The sequence below is a fragment of the Stenotrophomonas sp. Marseille-Q4652 genome (assembly GCF_916618915.1).
In the GTDB taxonomy this organism is placed as follows: domain Bacteria; phylum Pseudomonadota; class Gammaproteobacteria; order Xanthomonadales; family Xanthomonadaceae; genus Stenotrophomonas.
This window is the reverse complement of record NZ_CAKAKE010000001.1, coordinates 2,308,760-2,333,320: the sequence shown is the minus strand read 5'-3', so window position 1 is coordinate 2,333,320 and position 24,561 is coordinate 2,308,760. Positions and strand designations below refer to the sequence as shown.

At 67.8% G+C, this 24,561-nt stretch carries 26 protein-coding genes; 14 read left to right on the top strand and 12 right to left on the bottom strand.

Annotated features, from left to right (window positions below; all coding sequences use genetic code 11):
- The first annotated feature begins 45 nt into the window (after window positions 1–45).
- Entirely contained in the window at window positions 46–1,404 is a 1,359-nt protein-coding gene (locus tag LG380_RS11080) for a S41 family peptidase (RefSeq protein ID WP_225765157.1), read from the top strand.
- 81 nt (window positions 1,405–1,485) lie between these two features.
- Here LG380_RS11080 and LG380_RS11075 read toward each other — a convergent pair whose 3' ends face one another.
- Window positions 1,486–1,806: a DUF1820 family protein gene (locus LG380_RS11075; protein ID WP_225765155.1), complete on the bottom strand. Its 321-nt coding sequence runs from the start codon at window positions 1,804–1,806 to the stop codon at window positions 1,486–1,488.
- Between the two features lie 57 nt (window positions 1,807–1,863).
- A complete protein-coding gene (locus LG380_RS11070) occupies window positions 1,864–2,556 on the bottom strand; it encodes a rhomboid family intramembrane serine protease (RefSeq protein WP_225765154.1) in 693 nt (230 codons plus the stop codon).
- A gap of 217 nt (window positions 2,557–2,773) precedes the next feature.
- Between LG380_RS11070 and LG380_RS11065 the strand changes: the two genes are divergently transcribed.
- Window positions 2,774–4,207, top strand: a complete 1,434-nt coding sequence (locus LG380_RS11065) for an outer membrane protein transport protein (RefSeq protein WP_225765153.1) — start codon at window positions 2,774–2,776, stop codon at window positions 4,205–4,207.
- 130 nt (window positions 4,208–4,337) lie between these two features.
- On the opposite strand, the gene putA is transcribed toward LG380_RS11065, so the two are convergent.
- Together putA and LG380_RS11055 are read right to left on the bottom strand one after the other, a co-directional pair.
- Window positions 4,338–7,577, bottom strand: coding sequence for a bifunctional proline dehydrogenase/L-glutamate gamma-semialdehyde dehydrogenase PutA (gene putA / locus LG380_RS11060; protein WP_225765152.1), 3,240 nt, complete (start codon window positions 7,575–7,577; stop codon window positions 4,338–4,340).
- Between the two features lie 79 nt (window positions 7,578–7,656).
- Window positions 7,657–7,821: a hypothetical protein gene (locus tag LG380_RS11055; RefSeq protein WP_225765151.1), complete on the bottom strand. Its 165-nt coding sequence runs from the start codon at window positions 7,819–7,821 to the stop codon at window positions 7,657–7,659.
- Between the two features lie 36 nt (window positions 7,822–7,857).
- On the opposite strand from LG380_RS11055, the gene LG380_RS11050 reads away from it, so the two are divergent.
- The 6 genes from LG380_RS11050 to LG380_RS11030 are packed head-to-tail and all read left to right on the top strand — an operon-like array spanning window position 7,858 to window position 12,563.
- Window positions 7,858–8,331: a DUF2244 domain-containing protein gene (locus LG380_RS11050; protein ID WP_225765150.1), complete on the top strand. Its 474-nt coding sequence runs from the start codon at window positions 7,858–7,860 to the stop codon at window positions 8,329–8,331.
- A 17-nt stretch (window positions 8,332–8,348) separates the two neighbouring features.
- Window positions 8,349–9,269 (top strand): cytochrome c oxidase subunit II, encoded by a 921-nt coding sequence (gene coxB / locus LG380_RS11045; protein ID WP_225765149.1) that lies wholly within the window; start codon window positions 8,349–8,351, stop codon window positions 9,267–9,269.
- Between the two features lie 56 nt (window positions 9,270–9,325).
- Window positions 9,326–10,936: a cytochrome c oxidase subunit I gene (gene ctaD / locus LG380_RS11040; protein WP_225765148.1), complete on the top strand. Its 1,611-nt coding sequence runs from the start codon at window positions 9,326–9,328 to the stop codon at window positions 10,934–10,936.
- Window positions 10,937–10,946: 10 nt separating this feature from the next.
- On the top strand, window positions 10,947–11,081 hold the full coding sequence (locus tag LG380_RS15850; RefSeq protein ID WP_263973780.1) for a hypothetical protein: 135 nt from the start codon (window positions 10,947–10,949) through the stop codon (window positions 11,079–11,081).
- On the top strand, window positions 11,078–11,665 hold the full coding sequence (locus LG380_RS11035; protein ID WP_225765147.1) for a cytochrome c oxidase assembly protein: 588 nt from the start codon (window positions 11,078–11,080) through the stop codon (window positions 11,663–11,665). Before LG380_RS15850 ends, LG380_RS11035 begins: the two co-directional genes overlap by 4 nt.
- A 22-nt stretch (window positions 11,666–11,687) precedes the next feature.
- The gene (locus tag LG380_RS11030; RefSeq protein WP_225765145.1) at window positions 11,688–12,563 is read left to right on the top strand and encodes a cytochrome c oxidase subunit 3; all 876 of its coding nucleotides are present in this window, start codon (window positions 11,688–11,690) and stop codon (window positions 12,561–12,563) included.
- A gap of 45 nt (window positions 12,564–12,608) precedes the next feature.
- Here the strand turns inward: LG380_RS11030 and LG380_RS11025 are convergent, their stop codons facing one another.
- The gene (locus tag LG380_RS11025; protein ID WP_225765144.1) at window positions 12,609–12,827 is read right to left on the bottom strand and encodes a twin transmembrane helix small protein; all 219 of its coding nucleotides are present in this window, start codon (window positions 12,825–12,827) and stop codon (window positions 12,609–12,611) included.
- Window positions 12,828–12,884: 57 nt separating this feature from the next.
- Here LG380_RS11025 and LG380_RS11020 point away from each other — a divergent pair, with 57 nt between their 5' ends.
- The 5 genes from LG380_RS11020 (at window position 12,885) to LG380_RS11000 (ending at window position 16,860) form a co-directional block, all read left to right on the top strand.
- Window positions 12,885–13,601, top strand: coding sequence for an SURF1 family protein (locus tag LG380_RS11020; RefSeq protein ID WP_225766577.1), 717 nt, complete (start codon window positions 12,885–12,887; stop codon window positions 13,599–13,601).
- Between the two features lie 27 nt (window positions 13,602–13,628).
- Window positions 13,629–14,201: a hypothetical protein gene (locus LG380_RS11015; RefSeq protein WP_225765142.1), complete on the top strand. Its 573-nt coding sequence runs from the start codon at window positions 13,629–13,631 to the stop codon at window positions 14,199–14,201.
- Between the two features lie 8 nt (window positions 14,202–14,209).
- Entirely contained in the window at window positions 14,210–15,373 is a 1,164-nt protein-coding gene (locus LG380_RS11010) for a COX15/CtaA family protein (protein WP_225765141.1), read from the top strand.
- Window positions 15,370–16,272 carry a heme o synthase gene (gene cyoE, locus LG380_RS11005; protein WP_225765140.1) on the top strand — a complete coding sequence of 301 codons (903 nt, stop codon included), beginning with the start codon at window positions 15,370–15,372 and terminating at the stop codon, window positions 16,270–16,272. Before LG380_RS11010 ends, cyoE begins: the two co-directional genes overlap by 4 nt.
- A gap of 78 nt (window positions 16,273–16,350) precedes the next feature.
- Window positions 16,351–16,860, top strand: coding sequence for a hypothetical protein (locus LG380_RS11000; protein ID WP_225765139.1), 510 nt, complete (start codon window positions 16,351–16,353; stop codon window positions 16,858–16,860).
- Window positions 16,861–17,037: 177 nt separating this feature from the next.
- Here the strand turns inward: LG380_RS11000 and LG380_RS10995 are convergent, their stop codons facing one another.
- The 6 genes from LG380_RS10995 to rpsU form a co-directional block, all read right to left on the bottom strand.
- The gene (locus LG380_RS10995; RefSeq protein WP_225765138.1) at window positions 17,038–18,000 is read right to left on the bottom strand and encodes a bile acid:sodium symporter family protein; all 963 of its coding nucleotides are present in this window, start codon (window positions 17,998–18,000) and stop codon (window positions 17,038–17,040) included.
- Complete coding sequence (locus LG380_RS10990) at window positions 18,000–18,491, bottom strand: sulfur transferase domain-containing protein (protein WP_225765137.1); 492 nt, start codon at window positions 18,489–18,491, stop codon at window positions 18,000–18,002. Before LG380_RS10990 ends, LG380_RS10995 begins: the two co-directional genes overlap by 1 nt.
- An 8-nt stretch (window positions 18,492–18,499) precedes the next feature.
- Window positions 18,500–20,230 (bottom strand): DNA primase, encoded by a 1,731-nt coding sequence (gene dnaG, locus LG380_RS10985; RefSeq protein WP_225765136.1) that lies wholly within the window; start codon window positions 20,228–20,230, stop codon window positions 18,500–18,502.
- A gap of 153 nt (window positions 20,231–20,383) precedes the next feature.
- On the bottom strand, window positions 20,384–21,310 hold the full coding sequence (locus LG380_RS10980) for a YihY/virulence factor BrkB family protein (protein ID WP_225765135.1): 927 nt from the start codon (window positions 21,308–21,310) through the stop codon (window positions 20,384–20,386).
- 135 nt (window positions 21,311–21,445) lie between these two features.
- Window positions 21,446–21,892, bottom strand: coding sequence for a GatB/YqeY domain-containing protein (locus LG380_RS10975; protein ID WP_225765134.1), 447 nt, complete (start codon window positions 21,890–21,892; stop codon window positions 21,446–21,448).
- A gap of 148 nt (window positions 21,893–22,040) precedes the next feature.
- A complete protein-coding gene (gene rpsU, locus LG380_RS10970) occupies window positions 22,041–22,256 on the bottom strand; it encodes a 30S ribosomal protein S21 (RefSeq protein ID WP_002808376.1) in 216 nt (71 codons plus the stop codon).
- 124 nt (window positions 22,257–22,380) lie between these two features.
- On the opposite strand from rpsU, the gene tsaD reads away from it, so the two are divergent.
- On the top strand, window positions 22,381–23,421 hold the full coding sequence (gene tsaD, locus LG380_RS10965; RefSeq protein ID WP_225765132.1) for a tRNA (adenosine(37)-N6)-threonylcarbamoyltransferase complex transferase subunit TsaD: 1,041 nt from the start codon (window positions 22,381–22,383) through the stop codon (window positions 23,419–23,421).
- On the opposite strand, the gene LG380_RS10960 is transcribed toward tsaD, so the two are convergent.
- Window positions 23,410–24,543 carry a glycosyltransferase family 4 protein gene (locus LG380_RS10960; RefSeq protein WP_225765130.1) on the bottom strand — a complete coding sequence of 378 codons (1,134 nt, stop codon included), beginning with the start codon at window positions 24,541–24,543 and terminating at the stop codon, window positions 23,410–23,412. The genes tsaD and LG380_RS10960 overlap by 12 nt on opposite strands.
- Window positions 24,544–24,561 lie beyond the last annotated feature (18 nt).

The window sequence follows — 24,561 nt, the reverse complement described above, 5'->3', positions numbered from 1 at the left end:
GCCACGCGCGCCACCGGCGCGTCTTCCTTTCTTCCGGAGTGGTCCATGCGCGTCATCCGTCCCGCTGCCCTGTTGCTTGCCCTGCTGCCCGCCCTGGCCTGGGCCCAGAACCAGCCCGGCCCCGCGGCAGCAGGCAGCGAGGACGCCGACGCCAAGGAGTCGGTGACCTCCAGGGTGCCGCTGGACGAGATCCGCCGGTATGTGGCGGTGTTCAACGCGGTGCGTGCGGCCTACGTCGAGCCGGTGGACGATGCCAGGCTGATGCAGTCGGCGATCCGCGGCCTGCTGCTGGACCTGGATCCGCACAGCACCTATTTCGACCGCGCCGACGCGGAAGCCTTCGACGAGCAGGCCACCGGTGCCTATGACGGTATCGGCGTGGAACTGCTGCAGCAGCCGGACAACACGCTCAAGGTCGTGTCACCGATCGACGACACCCCGGCCGCCCGCGCCGGTCTGCGTGCCGGTGACGTCATCGTCGCCATCGACGGCAAGCCGATCAGCGCGATCGAGGCGATGGAGCCGCTGCGTGGGCCCTCAGGCTCCAGCGTGGTGGTGACCGTGGTGCGCGACGGTCGCAAGGAACCGTTCGACCTGTCGATTACCCGCGAGACGATCCGCGTCACCAGCGTGCGCAGCCGCCTGCTGGAACCGGGCTATGGCTACGTGCGCATCAGCACCTTCCAGGCCGACACCGGTGCCGACTTCCAGAAGCACGTGCGCCAGCTGCAGGACAAGGCCAACGGCCGGCTCGAGGGCCTGGTACTGGACCTGCGCAGCAATCCCGGCGGCCTGCTCACCGCCGCGGTACAGGTGGCCGACGACCTGCTGGAGAAGGGCGGCATCGTCAGTACCCGCGGCCGCCTGTCGATCAGCGACACCCGCTTCGACGCGACCCCGGGCGACCTGCTCAACGGCGCACCGGTAATGGTGCTGGTGGACGCCGGGTCGGCCAGCGCCTCGGAAGTGGTTGCCGGTGCGTTGCGCGACAACGGCCGCGCGCGGGTGATCGGCAGCCGCACCTTCGGCAAGGGCTCGGTGCAGACCGTGCTGCCGCTGGACAATGGCGACTCGGTCAAGCTCACGACCGCGCGTTACTACACGCCCAGCGGCCGCTCGATCCAGGCCACCGGCATCGTCCCGGACGTTGAACTGCAGCCTGAGGCCGCCGAGGGCGAGGAAGTGGCCACCAGCGCCGACTACAGCGAGGCCACGCTGCCGGGCCACCTGCGTGGTGACGAGGAGGGCGGCGAGGCCGGCGAAGGCTACAAGGCCGGTGCGGTGCTGCCCGGCGACAAACCGATCGCCGCTGCCCTGGCCGAACTCAAGCAGCCCAGCTCGCAGCCGTCGGTACGCGAGGCCGTGGCCGCCGGCAAACCGGTCGCAGCCCCTGCGGCGGATTGATCGGCCCCTGCGCGGTCCAACAGCAAGGCCGCTGGCAGGAGCCAGCGGCCTGTGTCGTCCATGGGATGACGGGAGGAAAGGTCAGCGCGGCCGGGCCGGCAGCGGGAACGGGGTGACCACCTTCTCACCGGTGGCCGCGTCGCGGATCGCCGACTGGCCCTTCTTCTCCACTTCCTCGATGCGCACGATGCTCTGCATCGGCAGGTGCAGCACCTTGGTGTTGGCGAACTCGTCGCGAAGGCGCTCTTCGGTCGGGTCGACCAGCACGCCGTCGCGCAGGTCGAACACCAGGTCGGCCACTTCGTTGAATCCCCACAGGTGGCTGCTGCCCACGCGCCCGGCATACACCTCGTAGACCTTGCCGTGGTTGAGGAACGTCACTTTGTACAGGGGCTTGCTCATGGCGCGGATTATAGGGTGCGGGTCGACGCGACCCACCCGGGCAAGGCCGCCCACGGCTCAGAAACCGTGGCGCTTGCGCAACCGGCGGGCAATGGCCGCGCGCACGTACAGCCCGTAGGCCACGCCGAACACGAAGCCGGCCACGTGCGCGGCCCAGGCGACCTTGCCGAAGCTCGGGCCGATGTAGGCGAACACCACCTGCAGGCCCGCCCACACACCGATCAGCAGGTAGGCCGGGGCGCGGATGAATTCCAGGAACAGCCCCAGCGGCAGCACCACGCCCAGCCGCGCGCCCGGGAACAGCGCCAGGTAGGTGCCGATCAGCGCCGACACCGCGCCACTGGCGCCGATGATCACCCGGCCCGGGGTGCCCATCATGTAGAGCGCGACCAGGTTGGCTACCGCGCCGCCGACCAGGAACAGGAGCAGAAGCCGCCACGGCCCGAGCACCCGTTCGGCCGGCAGGCCGAAGATCAGCAGGAACACCAGGTTGCCCAGCAGGTGCGACCAGTCCGCGTGCAGGAACAGCGCGGTGAACAACCGCAGCACGCTGCCATCGCGCAGCGCCGCCCACCAGTCGCGGGGGTGGTCCAGGCCGGTGGAGAGGGCGCCCCAGTCCATCCACAGCACCCCGCGCGCCTCGTCCGGCCGCGACAGGGACCACAGGAACGCGATCCAGATGGCCAGGAAGAGCAGCGGGGCGGCCCAGCGCAGCGCCGGCTTCCTGCGGGTCGGAATGGAGATGAACATGGGGTGGGAAGCGTACCCCGGGGCTGCCCGGAACCGTCCACAATCCGGCCCGTTCCTTACCCTTTCGTCGTTATTGTTTAGTTAACGGTGCTGGGTATACTGCATACGGCGTCGTATGTCGGGAGGGGACTCCGGCGCGTTCCATCCGTCGTACGCGAGGGTGGGACGCAGGCGCGCAAAAGACGAACCATCACCGTTTTCCGGAGAGAAAAAACATATGTCCATCGCTTCCAATATCGCCCGCGTCACCGCCCTGGCCGTGGGTATTGCCGGTGTCCTGGCTGTTGGCGACGCCAGCGCTGCTGCCTTCCAGCTGAAGGAAAATTCCGCCAAGGGCCTCGGCCGCGCGTTCGCTGGTTCCACCAGCGCCTGGGGCGATGCCTCGGTCGTCGCGACCAACCCGGCCTCGATGCGCCTGCTCGAAGGTCGCCAGTTCCAGGCCGACCTGAGCGCCATCAGCTTCTCGGCCGATTTCGAGAAGTACGGCGCCCGCAACTCCAACGGCACCCCGGTGTCCGGTGGCAACGGTGGCGACGCCGGCATGATCGCGCCGGTCCCGGCTGCGTACTTCTACATGCCGCTGGGCGATGACAACATGCACTTCGGCATGTCCCTGAGCGTGCCGTTCGGCTTCAAGACCGAATACGACAACGACTGGGTGGGCCGCTACCACGGCGTCACCACCGACCTGAAGGCCATCGACCTGGGTGCCTCGTTCTCGTATGACGTCAACCCGTACGTGTCCTTCGGCGCCTCGGTGTTCGTCGAGCACCTGACCATGGAGATCTCCAACGCCCTGGACATGGGCTCGGTGATCAATGGCCAGGCCCAGCAGCGCGCCGTTGCCCAGGCCCAGGCCGCCGGCATCACCAATCCGGCCCAGCTGGCCGCGATCGCCAACCAGGCTGCCATGGCCGCCGCTGGCCAGGGCTTCTACCCGGGCAGCGCTGATGGTTTCGTGACCATCGAAGGCGACAACAACGCCATCGGCTACACCCTGGGCACGACCCTGAGCCCGAGCGAAGACACCAACATCGCCATCAGCTACCGCTCCAAGGTCAAGCACAAGATCACCGGCGGCACCGGTGACTTCACCGTGCCGGCCAACGTCGGCGTGGCCCTGGGCCAGCCGGCCAGCGGCCTGTTCACCGACAGCAGCGGCAAGGCCACCCTGACCCTGCCGGCCTCGGCCACCATCTCGGTCACCCACCGCGTCAATGACCGCTGGACCGTGATGGCCGACGTCAGCCGCACCGCGTGGAAGAGCGCGTTCGACCAGGTGACCGTGGACTTCGCCTCCAACCAGCCGGACAGCGTGCTGTCGTTCCAGTACGACGACACCACCTACGGTTCGATCGGTACCGAGTACAAGCTGAGCGACACCGTCACCCTGCGTGGCGGCCTGGCCTATGACGAGTCCCCGACCAGCTACGCCCACCGCGACGTGCGCGTGCCGGACGTGACCCGCAAGTGGGTCTCGATTGGCCTGGGCTGGACCCCGTCGGAGCAGACCGAGTTCAACTTCGGCTACACCCACCTGTTCACCAACTCGCCGGCGATCAACGTCACCAGCGCCACCGGCAACGTGCTGCAGGGCAAGTACGACGTGGGCGGCGACATCCTGGCTGCCTCGATCAACTACAAGTTCTGATCGAACGCTCCATGAGCTGCAAGGGAACCCCGCTCCGGCGGGGTTCTTTTTTGGCCTGTGGCCAAGGCTGCGCAGACATGAAAAACCCCGCTTTCGCGGGGTTTTTTGCATCACTGGGTACCGGTTTTCCTCAGTCGCCCAGCGTCAGCAGCGACGCGTTGCCGCCGGCGGCGGTGGTGTTCACCGTCACCGTCTTCTCGGTGGCAAAGCGCAGCAGGTAGTGCGGGCCGCCGGCCTTGGGACCGGTACCGGACAGACCCTGGCCACCGAACGGCTGCACGCCCACCACCGCGCCGATCTGGTTGCGGTTGACGTAGACGTTGCCGACGTTGACCCGCGAGGCGACGCGCTCGACGGTCTCGTCGATGCGCGAGTGCACGCCCAGGGTCAGGCCGTAGCCGGTGGCGTTGATCTGGTCGATCACCGCATCGAGCTGGTCGGCCTTCCAGCGGATAACGTGCAGCACCGGCCCGAACACCTCGCGCTGCAACTGGTCCAGCTCCTTCAGCTCGTAGGCGCGCGGGGCGAAGAACGTGCCGTGGGCGGTGTCCTCCAACATCGGCGCGACGGCGATCAGGCGCGCCTCGCGGTCCATGCGCGCGGCGTGCTCCTCGAGGATCTTCAGCGCATCGGCGTCGATCACCGGGCCGACGTCGGTGGACAGCTCGCCCGGGTTGCCGACCTTCAGCTCGGCCATGGCGCCAGCCAGCATGCCCATCACCTTGTCGGCGATGTCGTCCTGCACGAACAGCACGCGTGCGGCCGAGCAGCGCTGGCCGGCCGAGGTGAAGGCCGAGCCGATCGCGTCCTTGACCAGCTGCTCGGGCAGGGCCGAGGAGTCGGCGATGAAGGCGTTCTGGCCACCGGTCTCGGCGATGAGCACGCCGATGGCGGCATCACGCGCGGCCATCGCGCGGTTGATCGCACGTGCGGTCTCGGTGGAGCCGGTGAAGGCCACGCCGGCCACGCGCGCATCGGCGGTCAGGGCCGCGCCGACGGTGGCGCCGTCGCCGGGCAGGAACTGCAGCACCGCTTCGGGGATGCCGGCTTCGTGCAGCAGCTTCACCGCGGCGGCACCGACCAGGTTGGTCTGTTCTGCCGGCTTGGCGATCACGCTGTTGCCGGCGGCCAGCGCCGCGGCCACCTGGCCCAGGAAGATCGCCAGCGGGAAGTTCCACGGGCTGATGCACACGAACACGCCGCGGCCATGCAGCTGCAGCTCGTTGGACTCACCGGTCGGGCTGGGCAGCTTTTCGGCGTGGCCGAACTGCTCTCGCGCCAGCTTGGCGTAGTAGCGCAGGAAGTCGACGGCCTCGCGCACCTCGGCCACGCTGTCGGGCAGGCTCTTGCCGGCTTCCTTGACGCACAGCGCCATGAAGGTGGCAATGCGTGCTTCCAGCAGGTCGGCGGCGTTCTCCAGGATCGCGGCCCGGCTGGCGGCCGGGGTGCGGTTCCAGCCCGGATGCGCGGCCACGGCATTGGCCAGCGCCTTCTCCACGGTGGCGCTGTCCGCGGCCTGCCAGTGGCCCACTACCTGGCGTCGGTCGGCCGGGTTGGTCACCGCGGTCTTCGCGCCGGTGGCGCTGGCACCGGGTACCAGCGGTGCGGCCTGCCAGCCATCGGGGCCGGCGGCGGCGAGGGCGGCATGGAGCTGGCCGGCGAGGTCGCGCAGCGCGTTGTCGTTGGCGAGGTTCACGCCCATGGAATTGTTCCTGTCATGGTTCTGGCTGCGCAGCAGGTCGACCGGCAGCGGGATCTTGGGATGCGGGATGGAGGCGAACGAGGACACGGCTTCGACCGGATCGCGAATCAGCTCGTCAATGGACACGTCCTCGTCGGTGATCCGGTTGACGAAACTGGAGTTGGCGCCGTTTTCCAGCAGGCGGCGCACCAGGTAGGGCAGCAGGTCCTCGTGCGAGCCGACCGGCGCGTACACGCGGCACGGCACGCCCAGTCGGTCGGCGGGGATCACCTCGGCATACAGGTCATCGCCCATGCCGTGCAGCTTCTGGTGCTCGTAGGTGCGGCCGCACGCGATCTGCCGGACCGCGGCGATGGTGGCCGCGTTGTGGGTGGCGAACATCGGGTACAACACGTCGGCGTGGCCGAACAGGCGCCTGGCGCAGGCCAGGTAGGACACGTCGGTGTTCTGCTTGCGGGTGAACACCGGGTAGCCCGGCAGGCCCTCGATCTGCGCGCGCTTGATCTCCGCGTCCCAGTACGCGCCCTTGACCAGGCGCACCTGCAGCTTGCGGCCGATGCGGCGGGCCAGGTCGGCCAGGTAGTCGATCGTGTACGGGGTACGCTTCTGGTAGGCCTGCACGACCACGCCGAAGCCTTCCCAGCCCTCAAGCGAAGGATCGGTCACCACCGCCTCGATGATGTCCAGCGACAGTTCCAGGCGATCGGCTTCCTCGGCGTCGACGGTGCAGCCGATGCCATAGGACTTTGCCAGCTGCGCCAGCTCGAGCACGCCGGGCACCAGGTCGCGCATCACGCGCTTGCGCTGGGCGTGCTCGTAGCGCGGGTACAGCGCCGACAGCTTGATCGAGATGCCGTGCGCGGTGGTGACGTCGCCGCCTTCGCCGCCGCCATGGGCAAGGTTGTCCTTGCCAATGGTGCGGATCGCGCGCCGGTAATCCTCCAGGTAGCGTTGCGCGTCCTTCATCGTCAGCGCGCCTTCGCCGAGCATGTCGAACGAATAGCGGTAGTTGGCGTTGTCGCCCTTGTGCGAGCGTGCCAGCGCCTCGTCGATGGTGCGGCCCATGACGAACTGGTGGCCCATGATCTTCATCGCCTGGCGTACGGCCAGGCGCACCACCGGCTCGCCGACGCGGCCGATCAGGCGTTTGAACGCGCCATGCACGTCGCGCTTGGTGGCATCGGCCAGGTCGACCAGGTGGCCGGTCAGCATCAGGCCCCAGGTCGAGGCGTTGACCAGCACCGATTCGGACTGGCCCATGTGCTTCTTCCAGTCGGCGTCGCCGAGCTTGTCCCGGATCAGCTTGTCGGCAGTTTCCTGGTCGGGAATGCGCAGCAGCGCCTCGGCCACGCACATCAGCAGCACGCCTTCCTCGCTGCCAAGGTCGTACTGGCGCATGAACGCCTCGATCGCGCCCTGGTTCTTCGCGCGGGCGCGCACCCGCTGCACCAGGTCGGCGGCAGTGGCCTGCACCTGCGCCTGCTGGTCGGCTGGCAGGCGCGCCTGCTCGAGCAGTTCGCGCACGTGGTTGGTTTCGTCCTTCAGCCAGGCATCGGTGATGGCCTGGCGGAATGCGCCTGGAACAGGCGGAAGATCACGCGCAAGCAACGCGGCAGTGTCGTTGCCTGACACATGCGTGGCAGGGGCTGGAGAAGGATGTGCGTTCATGCGCAGGGCCGGATGGAAACTTGGCCATTTTAGTCGGATCGCTGGCTCCGAAAGCGATTTTCCTGGTCTTTCTGGGCGGTCAAAACCACTGGAAAGCAGCGCAGAACCCAGCCATTTCGGTTGCGCCGTGACTTTGTGCCGGATTCGTCATGATGATTGAAGAAAGCAGCGAACCGCTTGGTGCATCGCAGCATTTTTTCTGCATGAACCGGAGCTTGCCGGGGTCGGTGACCGGGGCTACCATCGATCGCGTTTCCCGCGGCATGAACGCGGTTGCGACATGATCGAGATGCTTCGGTTGTTTCCGGATGGGTCAGGTGCGCGGCTGCGGCTGCGTCCCCCACGGGCGCTGTCAGCCCGGCAGTTCGTCCTGTTGTTCGCCGCACTGGCGGGTGCGATGTGGTTCACGGCTGGCCTGGGGTGGCTTTCCGGAAACGTCTTCGCTCCGCTCTTCGCGCTGCTGCACAGCTTTCTTGTGGCCGCCGCGCTGCGCTGTACCTGGCGCAGCGGCGAACGCAGGGAAGAGATCCGGGTAGGGCCCGACTGCGTGGAAGTCACCCTCGCACACGGCCAGCCCCCGGCGTTCCGCGCACACCCTTACTGGGTGCGCCTGGTCACCGGGGACGAGACGGTCCGACTGGTATCCAGCGGGCGGCAGGTGGAGGTGGGGAGCTTCCTCGCGCCAGCCGAACGCCAGCAACTGGCGCGGACTCTGGAAAGCTTGCTTGCAGCCAGCAATGGCTGCCACCGATGACGCCAAGGGTCTAGGAAATGAAGCAAAGCAGCAGCTGGGGTAGGAAGTTCGGTTCGTTGGGGATGCTGGTATCGACCATGTTGGCAACGCCGATGGCGTGGGCCCAGGCGGCTGATCCCAAGGCATGGCAGTTGAACATGGGGCGCGGCGTCACCCAGACCGCACGCATGGCCTGGGAAGCACACATGGTCGCGCTGTGGGTCTGCGTGGTGATCGGCCTGCTGGTGTTCGGCGCGATCGCGGTGGCGGTCGTGAAGTTCCGCAAGTCCAAGGGCGCGGTCGCCGCCACCTTCAGCCACAACACCAAGGCCGAAGTGATCTGGACCGTGATCCCGGTGCTGATCCTGATCGTGATGGCGTGGCCGGCCACGGCCAAGCTGATCGCCATGTACGACACCCGCGATGCGGAGATGACCATCAAGGTCACCGGCTACCAGTGGATGTGGAAGTACGAGTACCTGGGCGAGGGCGTTCAGTTCACCAGTCGCCTGGACCGCGAGTCCGACCGCATGCGCCAGAGTGGCGAGCGGCCGACGCTGGATTCCCATCCGCATTACCTGCTCGACGTGGACAACCGCCTGGTGCTGCCGGTCGATACCAAGGTGCGTTTCGTCATCACCTCCGATGACGTGATCCACGCCTGGTGGGTGCCGGCGCTGGGCTGGAAGCAGGACGCCATCCCCGGGATCATCAACGAGGCCTGGACCAGCATCGAGGTCCCGGGCGTCTACCGCGGCCAGTGCGCCGAGCTGTGCGGCAAGGACCACGCCTTCATGCCGATCGTGGTCGAGGCCCTGCCCAAGGACGAATTCCAGCGCTGGCTGGCCGCGCGCAAGCCGGCATCGGCCGAGCCCGCGGCCGAACCGGCAGCGGAACCCAGCCCCGACGCCGAACCTGCCCCCGGGGCCGGCGCTGCCGCCGGCTCGACCGACGCCTGATGTGCATCCGCACCGGATGGTGCGGCACGAAAAATCGATAAAGAGGTGTAGTTGCGATGTCCCATTCCGCAGTCGAACACTCCGATCATCACGGCCACAAGCAGGGCTTCGTCGAGCGTTGGTTCTTCTCGACCAACCACAAGGACATCGGCACGCTGTACCTGCTGTTCTCCTTCGTGATGTTCATCATCGGCGCGGCGATGAGCGTGGTCATCCGTGCCGAGCTGGCACAGCCGGGCCTGCAGTTCGTCAGTCCCGAATTCTTCAACCAGATGACCACCGTGCACGCGCTGGTGATGATCTTCGGCGGCGTGATGCCGGCCTTCGTCGGCCTGGCCAACTGGATGATCCCGCTGCAGATCGGCGCGCCGGACATGGCCCTGCCGCGCATGAACAACTGGTCGTTCTGGCTGCTGCCGGTGGCCTTCACCATGCTGCTGCTGACCCTGTTCCTGCCCGGCGGCGCACCGGCCGGCGGCTGGACGCTGTATCCGCCGCTGTCGCTGCAGGGCGGCTACAACGTGGCCTTCACCATCTTCGCCATCCATGTGGCCGGCATCAGCTCGATCATGGGCGCGATCAACATCATCGCCACCGTGCTCAACATGCGCGCCCCGGGCATCGACCTGCTGAAGATGCCGATCTTCTGCTGGACCTGGCTGATCACCGCCTTCCTGCTGATCGCGGTGATGCCGGTGCTGGCCGGTGCGGTGACGATGCTGCTGACCGACAAGTTCTTCGCCACCAGCTTCTTCAATGCCGCCGGTGGCGGCGACCCGGTGATGTACCAGCACATCTTCTGGTTCTTCGGCCATCCCGAGGTCTACATCATGATCCTGCCCGCCTTCGGCGTGGTCAGCGAGATCATCCCGACCTTCAGCCGCAAGCCGCTGTTCGGCTACCAGGCCATGGTCTACGCGACCGCGGCGATCGCCTTCCTGAGCTTCATCGTCTGGGCCCACCACATGTTCACCGTGGGCATGCCGCTGGGCGGCGAGATCTACTTCATGTTCGCCACGATGCTGATCTCGATCCCGACCGGGGTGAAGGTGTTCAACTGGGTATCGACGATGTGGCGCGGCTCGCTGACGTTCGAGGCTCCGATGCTCTTCTCGATCGCCTTCGTCATCCTGTTCACCATCGGCGGCTTCTCCGGCCTGATGCTGGCCATCGTGCCGGCCGACTTCCAGTACCACGACACCTACTTCGTGGTGGCGCACTTCCACTACGTGCTGGTCACCGGCGCGGTGCTGGCGCTGATCGCGGCGGTCTACTACTGGTGGCCCAAGTTCACCGGGCGCATGTACAACGAGTTCTGGGCCAAGTTCCACTTCTGGTGGACGATGGTGTTCGTCAACCTGCTGTTCTTCCCGCAGCACTTCCTCGGCCTGGCCGGCATGCCGCGCCGTATCCCGGACTACAACCCGGTGTTTGCCGACTGGAACCTGATCAGCTCGATTGGCGCGTTCGGCATGTTCGCCACGCCGTTCATGATGGCCGCGGTGCTGCTGGCCTCGCTGCGCAAACCCGCCGATGCACCGGACCGCGCCTGGGAAGGCGCCAGGGGTCTGGAGTGGACCATCCCGTCGCCTGCCCCGGCCCATACCTTCACCGTGCCGCCGGTGATCCGCCCGGGCGACCTGGCCCATGACGACATCACCCACTGAGGCGCCGCGCATGACCGGACCGCGCCCGCCCTTCGATGACATGGCCCTGCGCCGCCGCCGCGCCTCGCGCACCGCGCTGGTGGCCGGCGCGATCGCGCTGGTGGTCTACCTCGGTTTCATCCTGTCCGGGGTGATCGGCCGATGAGCACGCCGGCAGGCACCGCGCGACGTACGGCCGGCCTCGGTCGCATGGCCGCGGTGGTGGTGGGCGTGTTCCTGCTGACCTTCTCGCTGGTGCCGCTGTACCGCATCGCCTGCGAGAAGGTGTTCGGCATCCGCCTGGAGCGCGGGCCGGCGCAGGCCGCAGCGGCCGTGGCAAGCGGCAAGCGCACGGTGCGGGTGGAGTTCGATGGCGGGGTGAACTCGAAACTTCCGTGGGCGTTCCACCCCGAACAGCTGACCATGGACGTGGTGCCCGGCGAGCTCAACGAGGCGCTGTACTACGCCCGCAACGACAGCCAGCGCGCGCTGGTCGGCAGCGCGGTACCGTCGGTGGCGCCGGCGCGGGCCTCGGGCTACTTCAGCAAGACCGAATGCTTCTGCTTCACCGCGCAGACCCTGCAGGCAGGGGAGACACGCGAGATGCCTGTGCGCTTCATCGTCGATCCGGACCTGCCGGCCGACGTGAACACGATCACCCTGTCCTACACCTTCTACAAGAACGATGCGCTGTCGCTGCAGCTGGCGCCGGCTTCCGCGGCCACCAACGCCGGCCACGCCGCTCCCTGATCACGGACCCGGAACCAACGCCATGGCCCAGAACTCGCCCGACGCCAATGTCTATTTCGTGCCCAGCCACAGCAAATGGCCATTCCTGGGTTCGATATCGATGCTGGTGCTGATGGTCGGCGTCGCCAGCTGGCTCAACGATGCCCGCTGGGCCCCGTGGGCCTTCGCCATCGGCGTGGCGATGCTGGTGTTCACCCTGTTCCTGTGGTTTGGCGATGTGATCCGCGAGTCCGAGGCCGGCCACTACAACCGCCAGGTCGACGTCTCGTTCCGGATGGGGATGGTGTGGTTCATCTTCTCCGAGGTGATGTTCTTCGGCGCCTTCTTCGGCGCGCTGTTCTACACCCGCAATCTCGGCCTGCCATGGCTGGGCGGCACTGGCGACGGCGTGATGACCAACGAGCTGCTGTGGTCGGGCTACTCCGCCGCGTGGCCGACCAACGGCCCGGGGGCGATCGGTGGCAGCTTCCAGACCATCCCGGCGTGGGGCCTGCCGCTGCTCAACACGCTGATCCTGCTGACCTCGGGCATCACCCTGACCATTGCCCACCATGCCCTGAAGGCCGGCAACCGCCGCGGGCTGCTGGTCTGGCTGGGCGCCACCATCGCGCTGGGCGCGGTGTTCCTGTTCTTCCAGGCCGAGGAATACATCCACGCCTACCGCGAGCTCAACCTGACCCTGGGCTCGGGCATCTACGGCTCAACCTTTTTCATGCTCACCGGCTTCCATGGCGCGCACGTGCTGCTGGGCACGATCATGCTGCTGGTGATGTGGTTCCGGGCACTGCGCGGGCACTTCACCCGCGACAACCACTTCGGCTTCGAGGCCGCGGCGTGGTACTGGCACTTCGTCGACGTGGTGTGGCTGATGCTGTTCCTGTTCGTTTACGTCCTGTAAGCGCACGCCGGACCGCCCGGCACACGCGCCGGGCGGGCAGGGACGTCAGCCGCCGACGCCGTGCGGCTTGATCCAGCCGCTGTAGATGCCCACGATCACCAGCAGGATCAGCGCCACCGACAGGGCGATGCGCCGGGTCAGGGCGTTGACCGTGCGCTTGGTCTGGCCACGGTCGACCAGCAGGTAGTACAGCCCTGCTCCCAGATTCCAGACGATGACGATCAAGAACGCGATTACCAGCAGGGTCTTCAGCGAATCATTCATGCGCGGCTCGAAGGCGGGGTGGGCCACGCCATCTGACCGCGTTTGCGCGTGCTTGTCATGATGCGCCAGCACACGCGGCTGGTCGGCTGGTCGCTGGCCATGCTCGCCATCGCCCTGTTCTGCACCCTCGGCACCTGGCAACTGCAGCGCAAGCTGGGCAAGGAGGCGCTGCTGGCGCAGGCCGGCAGCGCCATGGCCAGTGCCCCCGTGGGATTGGCCGCTGCGCTGGACGGGCCACCGCGCCTGCAGCGGGTGCAGGGCCATGGGCGCTTCCTCGCCGCGCAGGTGCTGCTGGACAACCAGCTGCGCGAGGGCCGCGCCGGCATCCGTGTGTACCAGCCGTTCCTCGCCGAAGGCGGCAACCACTGGGTGCTGGTCGACCTGGGCTGGCTGCCGATGCCGGCCGATCGCCGCGTTCCGGCAGTGGCTCCGGTCAGTGGCGAACACGAACTGTCGGGGCTGCTGGCACCGGCGCCCGCGGCCGGAGTGGCGATGGGCGAATCGATGCAGGCCACCGGTGCGGATACCTGGCTGGCGGTGCGGCTGGATTTCCCGCGCATCGCACGCGAGCTGCAGGTTCCCGGTCCGATGTCCGGGCAGGTGTTGCGGCTGGATCCGGACATCGCGCTGGGCCATGCCCGCGACCTGGCAATGCTGCCCAACACCCTGCCGCCCGCGCGCCATCTCGGCTATGCGGTGCAGTGGTTCGGGCTGGCCATCGCGGTGCTGGTGATCGCGGTGCTGCTGGAGTGGCGACAGCGGCGTCGGCGCTGAGCCGCCACCCATGAGAAAATGCCGCACATGAATGCCGTCTCCCAAGCGCCCCAGGGGCGAAATCGCGGGCGCTGGACCCTGGTCGCCCTGTTCGCGCTGTTCTTCGGCTCGATGGCGCTGGCCGGGTTGCTGCGTTTCTCCGGCTGGCAGCCGCAGGGGCAGCGCAACCACGGCCAGATGCTCGCGCCGCCGGCCGACCTGCGCCAGCTCGCGCCGACCCTGGCCGACGGCAGCGCGTATGCGTGGGAACCGGCCGAACGGCGCTGGCGCGTGCTGGTGGCACCGGCCGGCGAGTGCGCTGCGGCGTGCGTCACTTTGTCGCAGGATCTGCACAAGGTCTGGCAGCTGCTGGGCCACAACGCCGATAATGTCGACATCCTGTGGCTGGGCACTGTGCCCGCTTCCGCCGCCGGCATGCCGGCGCTGCGGCCCCTGTCGCCACAGCCGGCACTGCGGGCGAGCCTGCCCGGTGTCGACGACCCTGCCGGCCTGCCGGTGTACGTGGTCGATCCCAATGGCTTCGTGATCCTGCGTTACGCGCCCGGATTCGATCCGGCCGGCCTGCGTGCGGACCTGGCCAAGCTGCTGAAACTGAAGTGAGTCGCCTGATGAATTCCCACGCGCGCCCGGCGCCGCACCGCAATTTCCATCGCCTGGCATGGTTCGCCCTGATCATGACCGCCTCGACGATCATGTTCGGCTCGTTCGTGCGCCTGTCCGATGCGGGCCTCAGCTGCCCGGACTGGCCGACCTGCTATGGCCGCGTCACCTGGCCGCAGACCCAGGCCGAAGCCCTGCAGCACGTGGCCAGCGAGATCCGTCCGCTGGAGACCCACAAGGCCTGGCGTGAGCAGGTGCACCGCTTTCTGGCTGGCGCGCTTGGCGTGGAGGTGCTGCTGCTGTCGCTGATGGCCGCGCGCCGCCGTCGCCATGGCGTGGCCCAGGTGGTGGCTGCCTGCAGCCTGGTGGCCGCGGCAATCCCGATGTACATGCTCGGCAAGCACGTGGAAGCCAGCGTGCTGGCGGTGGTGGGCGAGGGGATCCTGCTGGTCGCAGCCTGGCGCTGGTCCAACAGCGACCTGTCGCGGGTGGCGGTGCTGACCCTGGCGGTGGTCGTGTTCCAGGCCCTGCTCGGCATGTGGACGGTGACCTGGCTGCTCAAGCCGGCCGTGGTCATGGGCCACCTGCTCGGCGGCATGGCGATGTTCGGCTGCCTGGCGTGGATGGCGTGGAAGGCCACCAACATGCCGATCACCCTGGTGCAGGCACCGGTGATGCGGCGCTGGCTGCTGGCTGGGGTGGTGCTGCTGGTCACCCAGATCGCGCTCGGCGGTTGGGTCAGTGCCAACTACGCGGCGCTCGCCTGCGGCGGCAGTTCGTGGTCGGCCAACAACTTCCCGCGCTGCGTGGGCCAGTGGTGGCCGATGCAGAACTACGCCGAGGGCTTCACCCTGTGGCGTGGCATCGGCGTGGACTACGAAGGTGGCGTGCTTGACGGCGCCTCGCGCATCGCCATCCAGATGGCGCACCGCATGTTCGCGGTGGTGGTGGCGCTGTACCTGTGGGTGGTGTCGGCGCGCATGCTGCGCGTGCCCGGCCTGCGTGGCTGGGCCAGCGCGCTGGGCCTGCTGGTCGCGGTGCAGGTCACCCTGGGCATCCTCAACGTCAAGCTGGCGCTGCCGCTGGGTGTGGCCGTGGCCCACGCCGGCTGCGCGGTGGCCCTGCTGTTCGTGCTGGTGTCGCTGCTGGCGCGCCTGCGGGCTCCGGAATGAACGCCGTGTCGCCCGGCGTGCGCCAGTACTGGGACCTGACCAAGCCGCGGGTCGTGGCCCTGATCGTGTTCACCGCGCTGGTGGGCATGTTCCTGGCCGTGCCCGGCCTGCCGACCGCCGAGCAGGTGAAGGCCGGCGTGCTGGGCTTCATCGGCATCTGGCTGTCGGCCTCGGCCGCGGCCGCGATCAACCAGCTGCTCGATGCCCGCATCGACGCGCAGATGGCGCGTACCTCGTGGCGCCCGCTGGTGGTCGGTGCGGTGACGCCGCGCCAGGTGCTGGTGTTCGCCGGCGTGCTGACCGCGCTGTCGATGACCATCCTGGTGCTGTGGGTCAACGTGCTGACCGCGGTGCTGACCTTCGCCTCGCTGATCGGCTACGCGGTGATCTACACCGTCTACCTCAAGCGTGCCACCTCGCAGAACATCGTCATCGGCGGCCTGGCCGGTGCCACCCCGCCGCTGCTCGGCTGGGCGGCGATCACCGGCATGCAGGGTCCCTCGGACTGGGCCTACGCCTCGCTGCTGGTGCTGATCATCTTCATCTGGACGCCCCCGCACTTCTGGGCGCTGGCGATCTTCCGTCGCGCCGACTACGCCAAGGCCGACATCCCGATGTTGCCGGTGACCCACGGCGTGCCGCATACCCGCCGGCAGATCCTGTTCTATTCCATCGCGCTGGCGGTGGTGAGCCTGATGCCGACCGTGGTGGGCATGAGCGGCTGGTTCTACCTGGGCAGCGCCGCGGTGCTCAACGCGATCTTCCTCTGGTACGCCTGGCGCATGCTCGATCCGCCGGACGAGCTGTTCAACATGAAGATGTTCAATTACTCGGTGGTCTACCTGATGGCGCTGTTTGCCTTCCTGCTGGTGGACCACTGGCTGCTGCCCTGGGTGTAGCGTGGCTTGACTTGACGGGTTGCATGTGAGCTGGTAAGTGGAAATAAAACCGCACGAGCAAGATTGGAGGCTGATGAAATGAACGAAAACATGAGGGCAGTTGTTTTTGTAGCAGCAATGATTTTTTCAGGATCCATGCAGGCTGGGGAGTTTGCCTCTGGGACACGTGTTTCGTTTGACGAACACAGTGGGCAGGTAGTCATGACTGCAGCAACGATCAACGCTTCGGACAGGCTGAAAGCGTCTGCCGAATTGGCGGAGTACCGGGCCGAAAAGAACGGTGATCCACGTGTCGTTGATCTGAAGGGAAATGTTCGAGTGACGGCAGATGGGCAACTCGTTTTGGCGGATGCGGCGACACTTTACCCCCAAATATCTGCCCTGACGGCTACTGCTGTCTCCGTGGCCAATTTGGTCGGAGCAAAATCCATAGTTGAATATACCTGTAGTAACGGGAAGCTGGAGGCGGATGGCGTGCCAGTTGAAGGGAATTCTGCATGCCACGGTAAAATGCTAATCACTTGTGGCGGGAAGGGGGGTAATGAAGTTCAGGTTATTTTCCTTGTCGAAGATTGTCCGTTGCAATGATTGTTTGAATGGAATCACGTGGTCAGAAGGGGCGGCTCATGCCGCCCTTTTCATGGCATCAGGTCACTGGTTCACAACCTTGGGTATTGCGATCGAGAGTTGAATTCACCATGTGTAATGTGGGGAGTCGGGTGAGGCTTTGCCGGGCAAAGCTTCATCGCGCACCAGGGTGCCCTCCTACGGTTTGCGCGCGTAGCGCTGCGCCACCATCGCGCAGACGATGAGCTGGAGCTGGTGGTAGATCATGATCGGCAGCACGATCGCGCCGAGGCTGCCGCCGGCGAACAGCACCTTGGCGATCGGCACGCCGGTGGCCAGGCTCTTCTTGGTGCCGCAAAACAACACCGCGATGCGGTCCCCGCGGCTGAAGCCTGCCCGTCGCGCGACCAGCGCCACCAGTGGCATCGCCACGCCTAGCAGCACTGCGCACAGCACGGCGGTACCGGCCAGCGCCGGCAGGGGCGTCTGTCGCCACAGGCCTTCGACCACCGCCGCGCCGAAGGCGGCGTAGACCACCAGCAGGATCGTGCCCTGGTCGGTCCAGCGCAGCAGCGGGCGGGCGCGTTCGACCGCGGTGCCGATCAGCGGCCGCAGCAGGTGGCCGAGCACGAACGGGGCCAGCAGCAGCAACATGATCTTGCCCACCGCCTGCAGCGGGTTGGCCATCGCGCCGCTGCTGCCGGCCAGCAACGTCATCAGCCACGGCGTCAGGAACACGCCCAGCAGCGAGGACAGCGAGGCGCTGCACACCGCCGCGGCGACATTGCCGCCGGCCATCGAGGTGAACGCGATCGACGACTGCACGGTCGACGGCAGGGCGCACAGGAACAGCATGCCCAGCGCCAGTTCCGGGGTGAGCAGCGCGTTGGCCAGTGGCTGCGCCAGCAGGCCGAGCAGCGGGTACAGCACGAAGGTGCAGGCAAGGATGACCAGGTGCAGGCGCCAGTGCAGCAGTCCGGCGACGATGGCCTGGCGCGGCAGGCGGGCGCCGTGCAGGAAGAACAGCAGGGCGATGGCGATGTCGCTGACCTGGTCCAGCGCCACCGCCGCACCGCCGCGTGCCGGCAGCAGCGAGGCCAGGGCGATGGTCGCCAGCAGGGCGAGGGTGAAGTTGTCCGGACGCGGCAGGCGCCGCGCCATCACGCCTGTCCCCGCGACTGCAGGACCTGTTCGACCGTCGGGGCCAGCGAGCCGAGCCCGGCCTTGCGGCCCAGCTCCATTGCGGCGTCATCGCTGGCGCCGTCCTCGGCGGCGGCCAGGGCGAGCAGGGCGCCGACGCGGTTGCCGGAGGCGCAATGCAGCAGCACCGGGCCCTCGGCATTGGCCAGCAGCTGCTGCAGCGCCCGCGCCCTGGCCAGGGTGATGTCCTCGCCGCCGGCCACTGGCAGGGTGACGTAGGCCAGGCCCAGGCGGCGGGCTTCGGCCGCCTCGTCATAGCCGCGTGCCTCGTCGGCGCCGCGCAGGTCGATCACGGTACGCACGCCGCTGGCCGCCGCGCTGGCGAGCTGTTCGCGGCTGGGCTGGCCGCCGGTGTGCAGGCCGGGGCGCGGCTGGGCGAAGGGCAGTGCGCCGCTGGCGTGGGCCAACGCGGTCGTCAGCAACAGGGACAGGGCAAGCAGGATGCGGATCATGTGCGGGCTCAACCCAGGGACGCGCGCGCCTTCAGCAGCTCGCGCAGTTCGTACTTGTCGGTGTCATCCAGGCCCTGCTGCAGCTGCTTGGCCTGCAGCTCCTCCAGGCGCTGCTGCAACAGCTGCTTTTCCATCTGCAGCATCGCGTCGTGCAGTTCCTGGGCCCAGGCCTGTTCGTCGCCGGGCAGTTCGATCGCCGCCAGCTTGTGCAGCGCGGCCTGTTCCTCGCGGCCGGTGAAATGCTCGAGCACGGCGCCGGTGGTGATTTCCGGACGCTGCTGCACCAGCTCCAGCAGCTCGATCAGCAGCTCGATCCCGGGCAGGCGCAGGCCGGACAGGGCGCGATGGCCATCGATGCCCAGCGCCAGCGAAGGCTGCTGCAGCAGGATGGCGATGGCCGCGCGCACCAGGCTGCGCTTCTGCACCGGGGCGACCTGGCGGCCCGGTCGGGGGCGCGACTGCGGCTGTGCCGGCTGTGCGGCACCGACGCCGGTGAGCCGGGCGAGCTCCTGCTTCATCAGGTCGCCGAAGGCGCCGTCGGGGATCTGCGCCAGCATCGGCTTTGCCCGCTCGGCCAGGCGCGCCTTGCCGTCGAGCGTGGCCAGGTTGATCTCGCGGGTGAGCTCGTCGAAGAAGAACTGTGACAGCGGCGTGGCCTGCTTCAGGCGCGCATTGAAGGCCTCGGCGCCTTCCTTGCGCACGATGGTGTCCGGGTCCTCGCCATCGGGCAGGAACAGGAAGAAGGCCTGGCGGCCATCCTTCATGCGCGGCAGCACCGATTCGAGCGCACGCCAGCCGGCCTTGCGCCCGGCGTTGTCGCCGTCAAAGCAGAAGTAAACGTCCGGCGCGTTGCGGAACAGAAGTTCGGCATGGTCCGGCGTGGTGGCCGTGCCCAGCGTGGCCACCGCCTGGGTGACGCCGAACTGGAACAGGCTGACCACGTCCATGTAGCCCTCGACGACGATCAGCCGCTCGATCTTCTGGTTGGCCTGGCGCACCTGCCACAGGCCGTACAGCTCGCGGCCCTTGTGGAACAACGCCGTCTCCGGCGAGTTGAGGTACTTGGGACCGTCGTCCTTGTCGAGCACGCGGCCGCCAAAGGCGATCACGCGGCCGCGGCGGTCGAAGATCGGGAACATCACCCGGTCGCGGAACTTGTCGTAGACGTGGCCGCGGTCGTTCTTGGAGAACAGGCCGGCGCGTTCGAGCAGCTTCATCCGCCGCTCGTCCTTGCCCAGCGCATCCTTCAGCGCGCTGTAGCCGTCGGGCGCGTAGCCGATGGCAAAGCGCGCGCGGTTGTCTGCATCCACGCCACGCTGGTCGAGGTAGGCGCGGGCCTTGTCGCTGCCCTCCAGCTGCTTGACGAAGAAGCGGCTGGCCGCCTCCACCGCCGCGTACAGGTCGCGGCTGTCGTCCTGCTGCTGGGCGCTGCGCGGGTTCTCCGCGCGTGGCACTTCCATGCCCACGCGCTTGGCCAGTTCGTCCACCGCATCGAGGAATTCGAGGCGGTCGTAATTCATCAGGAAGCTGATCGCGGTGCCATGCGCCCCGCAGCCGAAGCAGTGGTAGAACTGCTTGGTCGGCGACACGGTGAACGAGGCCGAACGCTCGTCATGGAACGGGCAGCGCGCCGAGTATTCCTTGCCCTGGCGCTTGAGCGGCACGCGCGAGCCGACCACCTCGACGATGTCGGTGCGGGCCAGCAGGTCGTCGATGAAGGCGTCGGGGATCCTGGCCATGCTCAGCGTCCCCCGTCTCGATGCGCGCACGCGCGCCGACCGCCAGCAATCACGGCAGCGCAGGCGGGAACGGGGGCGGGAAGCAGGCGGGGCATGGCAGGCCGATAGGATGCCATGGACGTCAAGCGCGTGGCCGGATGCAGGCACTGCGTCTTACGGCGTACTCGGCGGATCCGGAGGCGCGTCCACGGCTTCCGGGCCTGATCCGCTGGCTTCGGCCGCAGCCAGGTGCCGGGCATCGGCGCGCTCGTCGATCACTGCGGTGATCAGCGCCCCGGCGAAGAACACCAGGATCGCGTAGTACAGCCAGATCAGCAGCAGCACCAGCGCGCCCATCGAGCCGTAGGCGCTGCCCGGCGCGGCCTGCGCCAGGTACAGGCCGATCAGGTAGCGGCCCAGCGCGAACAGCACCGCGGTGATGATCCCGCCAAGGATGGCCTGCTTCCATTCCACCCGGCGGTCGGGCAGGTAGTGGTAGAGGAAGGCGAACGCGGCCGCATACAGCAGCAGGGTGGTGAGGTAGCCGATCGCCGGCAGGATCGAGGGCATCCGCGCGAAGGCCACCTGCAGCGCGGTGGTGGCGATCATCGAGATGATCAGCAGGAAGCCCAGCGCCAGCACCACGCCCAGCGAGAACACGCGTTTCTTCAGCCACGCCAGCAGGCCGTTGAGGCGCTGTGCGTCGGTACGGAAGATCAGGTTCAGCGCGCCCTGCAGCTGGGCGAACACCACGGTGGCGCCAATGAACAGCAGCGCCGTGCTCCACAGCCCGGCCAGCGAGCCGACGCTGGGCTGGTCGGTGGCGTTCTCGATCACGGTATCGGCCACGGCCGCGGCGTTGTGTCCGGCCATCTGCGCGATCTGGTCGATCAGCGACTGCTGCGCCGGTGGATACAGCGAGGCGGTCAGCCACAGCAGCAGCACCAGCAGCGGTGCCAGCGACAGCAGCGCGTAGAACGACAGCGAGGCGGCCTGGGTCATCAGGTCGATCTCGACGAAACGCCGCACCAGCGCCACCGGCAGGCTGTGCTGGGCGCGATCACTGAAGCGTTGCAGGCGGGGCGAAAGGCGAGGGGCCATGCGACCAGTCAAGGCGGAAGTCGCCCGTGTTCTAGCAACTGCGCGCGCAAGGTGGGATGAAAGGGCGGCAGCGCAGGCCGCAAACGAAAAGGCCCGCCGGGTGGCGGGCCTTTCGCACCGCAGGAGCGGCCGGGATCAGCCGGCCAGTGCCTGCTTCACCAGCCTGGAGACCAGGCCCATGTCGGCCTGGCCGGCCAGCTTGGGCTTGAGCACGCCCATCAGCTTGCCCATGTCGGCTGCGCTGCTGGCGCCGGTTTCGGCGATCGCGGCCTGCACCGCGGCCAGGATCTCGGTCTCGCCCATCTTGGCCGGCAGGTAGCGCTCGATCACCACGATCTCCTCGCGCTCCACCGAGGCCAGGTCCTCGCGGCCGGCGGCTTCGTACTGGGTGACCGAGTCCTTGCGCTGCTTGACCATCTTGTCGAGCACGGCGATGACGGCGGCGTCGTCCAGCTCGATGCGCTCGTCGACCTCGCGCTGCTTGATCGCGGCGTTGATCAGGCGGATCACGCCCAGGCTGTGCTTGTCGCCGCCCTTCATCGCGGCCTTCATGTCGTTGCTGAGCTGCAGTTTCAGGCTCATGGGAAACCTCGTCATCAGGAGGAGGGCAGGGCCGGCCTGCCGGGAAACGCAGGAACGCAAAAAGCCGGCCACGCTCGCGCGTGCCGGCTTTTACCCCCTTCATGGGACTGTGCGCCAGGCGCAAGCCCCATTCAGGAGCTGCGACCGATCAGTACAGGCGCTGACGCTTGGTGACGTCGCGCGACGAGCGACGCAGCTGGCGCTTGACGGCGGCGGCAGCCTTGCGCTTACGCTCCTGGGTCGGCTTTTCGTAGAACTCGCGCTTGCGGGTCTCGGCCAGCACGCCGGCCTTTTCGCAGGTGCGCTTGAAGCGGCGGAGCGCAAACTCGAAAGGTTCGTTCTCGCGGACTTTGACGCTGGGCATGGAATCTCCGGACACAAGTAGACCGGGCAGGCCCGGTAGGTGAGCCGCGCATTATAGCGGCTTGATCCGGCTGTGCAAGCACTTTGCACTTGCACCCGTCCGAATCGGGTCCACAATGCGTGCCATGAAAGTCCTTGGCATTGAATCATCGTGCGATGAGACCGGCGTGGCGGTGTATGACACCGACCTCTCCGGCCCCGACGCGCTGCGTGCGCACGCCGTCTACAGCCAGATCGCCCTGCATGCAGAGTATGGCGGCGTGGTACCGGAACTGGCCAGCCGCGACCATGTGCGCAAGACCCTGCCGCTGATACGGCAGACCCTGGCCGAAGCCGGGCTGAAGCCGTCGGACATCGACGGCGTCGCCTACACCGCCGGGCCGGGCCTGGTCGGCGCGCTGCTGGTCGGCGCCGGCGTGGCCCGCTCGCTGGCCTGGGCGCTGGATGTGCCGGCTGTCGGCGTGCACCACATGGAAGGCCACCTGCTGGCACCGCTGATGGAGGACGACCCGCCGCAGCCGCCGTTCGTGGCCCTGCTGGTGTCCGGCGGGCACACCCAGCTGGTGGCGGTGGACCGCATCGGTTCCTACCGCCTGCTGGGCGAAACCCTGGACGATGCCGCCGGCGAGGCCTTCGACAAGACCGCCAAGCTGATGGGCCTGCCGTATCCCGGTGGCCCGCAGCTGGCGCGGCTGGCCGAGCAGGGCACGCCGGGCAAGTACAGGTTCGCGCGGCCGATGACCGACCGCCCGGGGCTGGATTTCAGTTTCTCCGGCCTGAAGACCCAGGTGCTGCTGGCCTGGCGCGACAGCGACCAGGGCGAGCAGACCCGCGCCGACATCGCCCGTGGCTTCGAGGACGCGGTGGTGGACACCCTGGCGATCAAGTGCGGGCGCGCGCTGGAGGCGGCCGGCAGCGACACCCTGGTGATCGCCGGCGGCGTCGGCGCCAACAGGCGCCTGCGCGCGAAGCTGCAGGAGATGTGCGCGCAGCGCGGCGGACGCGCCTGCTTCCCGCGTCCATCGCTGTGCACCGACAACGGCGCGATGATCGCCTTCGCCGGCGCGCTGCGCCTGCAGGCCGGCCAGCACGAGGACACTTCGGTGCGCGTCACCCCGCGCTGGGACATGGCCGCCCTGCCGGCGCTGGCCGCCTCAGGCGCGTAACAGCCCTTCGAACAGCGCCTGCCAGCGGGCCATCACCGCCTGCCCGGAGAAACGCGCGATGTTGCGGTGGGCGGCGGCGCCCATCGCGTCGCGCAGCGACGGATCCGACAGCAGCCGGTCCAGCGCCGCGGCCATGCCTTCGATGTCGCCCGGCGCGACCAGGAAGCCGTCCTCGCCGTGGGTGACGATTTCCGCCGGGCCGCTGCGGCAGTCGTTGGCCACCACCGGCAGGCCGCAGCTCATCGCCTCCAGCAGTACCATCGCGAATCCCTCGTACTGCGAGGACAACGCCAGCACGCTTGCCTGCATCAGCGCGCCGGGCACGTCGCGCACGGCGTCGTCCAGGGTGACCTGCGACTCGATCCCCAGCCTGTGCGCGAGCCGGCGCAGGTCGTCCTTGCCGCCCGGGCCGACGATGCGCAGGGTCGCATCCGGATGGCGTGGCGCCACCCGCGACCACGCTTCCAGCAGGCGGTCGAAGCGCTTCTGCCGGGTATTGCGGCCAAGCGCGATGACCTGCTTCGAATCCAGCGGTGCGCGCGTGGGGCAGGCGAAGCTGGCGGCGTTGGGGATGGAGGTGATGTTGGGGAGCCGGCCCCAGGCCTCGGCATCCTGCGCGGTCAGGGTCACGAAGGCGTCGTAGCCGCCGATCAGGCGGTAGTCGGCGTGCTTGTAGAGCCGGCACAGGGCGCGTCCGGCGGCGGTCCGCTCCAGCCGGTACATGTGCTGCGCGCTCTTGTGCTTGGCGAAATGCAGCTCGCCGACCTTGCGGCACGCATGGCGGGTACGCGGCAGGTGGCGCGAGTACTCGTCGAACATCGAGATCGCGATGTCCGGCTGGAACTGCGTGAGCCAGCGGTCGGCGGCGGCGACGAACGCTTCGACGTTGCGTCCCTTGCGCAGCTTGTTCGCCAGGCCCTTGCGGTAGATCCGCTGCAGGCCGAGGTTGTGGTGGCGCACCTGCGCGGGAAACGGGAAGAACGGCTCGCGTCCCTGCGGATCGACCAGCGACACCACATGCACCTCGTGTCCCTGCGCGCACCACCAGGCGCACTTGTTGGAGAGCACGCGCTCCATGCCGCCGGAAGCGGTCGCATCCTTGAGGAAATAGGCCAGTTTCATTCGGTGCCGTCGCCCTTG